Below are 2,051 nucleotides of genomic sequence, written 5' to 3'. Positions count from 1 at the left end.
GCCAGGCCCCGTGCCTGGCTTTTGTTTTTTGTTTCGCCATGACGCTCGACCATGACGCTCGATGAATGGCTCGCTCACTGCGAGCGCCTGCACCCCAAGTCCATCGACATGACGCTGGACCGCGTCGCGACCGTGCGCGAGCGGCTGGGCATTGCCTTCGACTGCCCCACCATCGTCGTCGCCGGCACCAATGGCAAGGGCTCGACCTGCGCGATGCTGGAATCCATCGCGCTGCACGCCGGCTATCGCGTCGGCCTCTACATCAAGCCCCATCTCGTGCATTTCCAGGAGCGCTGCCGTGTGGGTGGCGCACCGGTGGCGGCCGAGTCGCTGGAGCCGCACTTCGAGGCCGTCGAGGCCGCGCGCGGGGGCATCACGTTGACCTATTTCGAGTTCACGATGCTGGCCATCCTGCGGCGCCTGCAAGAGGAACCGCTGGACCTGGTCATCCTCGAGGTGGGCATGGGCGGCCGGCTGGACGCCGTCAACGTCATCGACAGCGACTGTGCCGTCATCACCAGCATCGACTTGGACCACACCGAATTCCTCGGCCCCGATCGTGAAAGCGTGGGCCGCGAGAAGGCCGGCATCATGCGCACGGGCCGGCCTGTCGTCGTCAGCGACCCGATGCCGCCGGCCTCGCTGGCGGAGCGGGCCATGGAGATCGGCGCCGACCTGCGGCAGCTGGGCCGCGACTTCACCTTCAGCGGTGACCGCACGCAATGGCAATGGGCCGGGCGAGCCAAGCGCTTCTCCGGCATGGCCTATCCGGCGCTGCGCGGTGTCAACCAGCTGCTGAACGCCGCCGGGGTGCTGGCTGCCTTCGAGGCGCTAGCCGACCGGCTGCCCATCAGCGCCCAGGCTGTGCGCACCGGCCTGGCCCTGGTCGAGCTGCCGGGCCGCTTCCAGGTGCTGGCTGGCCAGCCGGCCGTCGTGCTCGACGTCGCCCACAACCCCCACGCCGTCGCGGCGCTGGCCCAGAACCTGGACCAAATGGGCTTTTTCCCGCGCACCCATGCCGTTTTTGGGGCGATGGCGGACAAGGACCTGGCGGGCATCCTGGCCAGGATCGCGCCGCTGGTGGACGTCTGGCATTTCACCGACCTGGCCATTCCCCGCGCCGCCAAGGCCGAGCAGCTTGAAGCGGCCTTTCTCGCCGCAGGGCTGAAGACGCCGCCCGATGTCGCGACGCACACCCATGCCAACCCGCTGGACGCCCTGCATGCAGCGGCGGCCGGGGCGACCACGGCCGATAGAATCCTCGTCTTCGGTTCCTTCTACACCGTGGGCGGGGTGCTTCAACAGGGCCTGCCGCGCGTGACGGCTGGTGCTACCGCACCCCAGCCCCCCACCTTCCACTGACGCCAGACGCTGCCGATGGGCCTGTTTTCCTTTCTCAAGCGCGATGACACCGCCGCTGCGGTGCCGCCCAAAAAGTCGGCCAAGTCCGGCGCCAAGGCGGCCGACGACGTGCAGCAGCTGCGCTTGCGCGCCCGCCGCCGCCTTATCGGCGCGGCCGTGCTGGTGGCGGCCGGTGTGGTCGGCTTCCCTCTGATCTTCGAAACCCAGCCGCGGCCGATTCCCGTCGACTTGCCCATCGACATCCCCCGCAAGGACACCGCGCCGCCGCTGGCCGTGCCGACGCGTGAGCCCCTGGCCCAGGCCGATACCGCCGCCGCGCCAGAAGTCGCGCCGCCTGCAGCCGCCAGTGCCGTGGCACCGGCGGAGGCCAAGCCCGCCGAAAAGCCGCCGGTCAGACTTGCCGAAAAGCCTGCTGAAAAACCAGCCGACAAGCCGGCCGACAACAAACCGGTAGATAAGCCGGCCGACAAACCCAAGGCCCACGCCAACGACGGCGCACGCGCCCAGGCCCTGCTGGAGGGCAAGGAGACATCGGCCAGCACGCCTGCTGCTTCTGCCGCACGCTTCATCGTGCAGGTAGGCGCCTACGGTGAGAACAAGACCGCGCAGGACGTACGCAGCAAGGTCGAGAAGCTCGGCCTCAAGACCTATGCGCAGGCCGTGGACACGGCCGATGGTCGTCGCGTGCG

2 protein-coding genes are annotated in these 2,051 nt (G+C 68.9%); both read left to right on the top strand.

Annotation, left to right across the window (positions count from 1 at the left end):
- Nucleotides 1-51 precede the first annotated feature (51 nt).
- Complete coding sequence (gene folC / locus AC1DU6_RS28940; RefSeq protein ID WP_457324595.1) at nucleotides 52-1,362, top strand: bifunctional tetrahydrofolate synthase/dihydrofolate synthase; 1,311 nt, start codon at nucleotides 52-54, stop codon at nucleotides 1,360-1,362.
- Between the two features lie 15 nt (nucleotides 1,363-1,377).
- Nucleotides 1,378-2,051, top strand: a 674-nt coding sequence (locus AC1DU6_RS28935; protein ID WP_477861374.1) for an SPOR domain-containing protein, incomplete at its 3' end; no start/stop codon positions are given.

The sequence above is a fragment of the Roseateles sp. P5_B10 genome (assembly GCF_056400485.1).
The sequence above is the reverse complement of the archived record's forward strand: the minus strand, read 5'-3'. Positions and strand labels throughout refer to the sequence as shown.

What these genes read in the sequence shown, in the direction of transcription:
- folC (WP_457324595.1), top strand. Translation starts at nt 52, where the DNA reads ATGACGCTCGATGAATGGCTCGCTCACTGCGAGCGCCTGCACCCCAAG.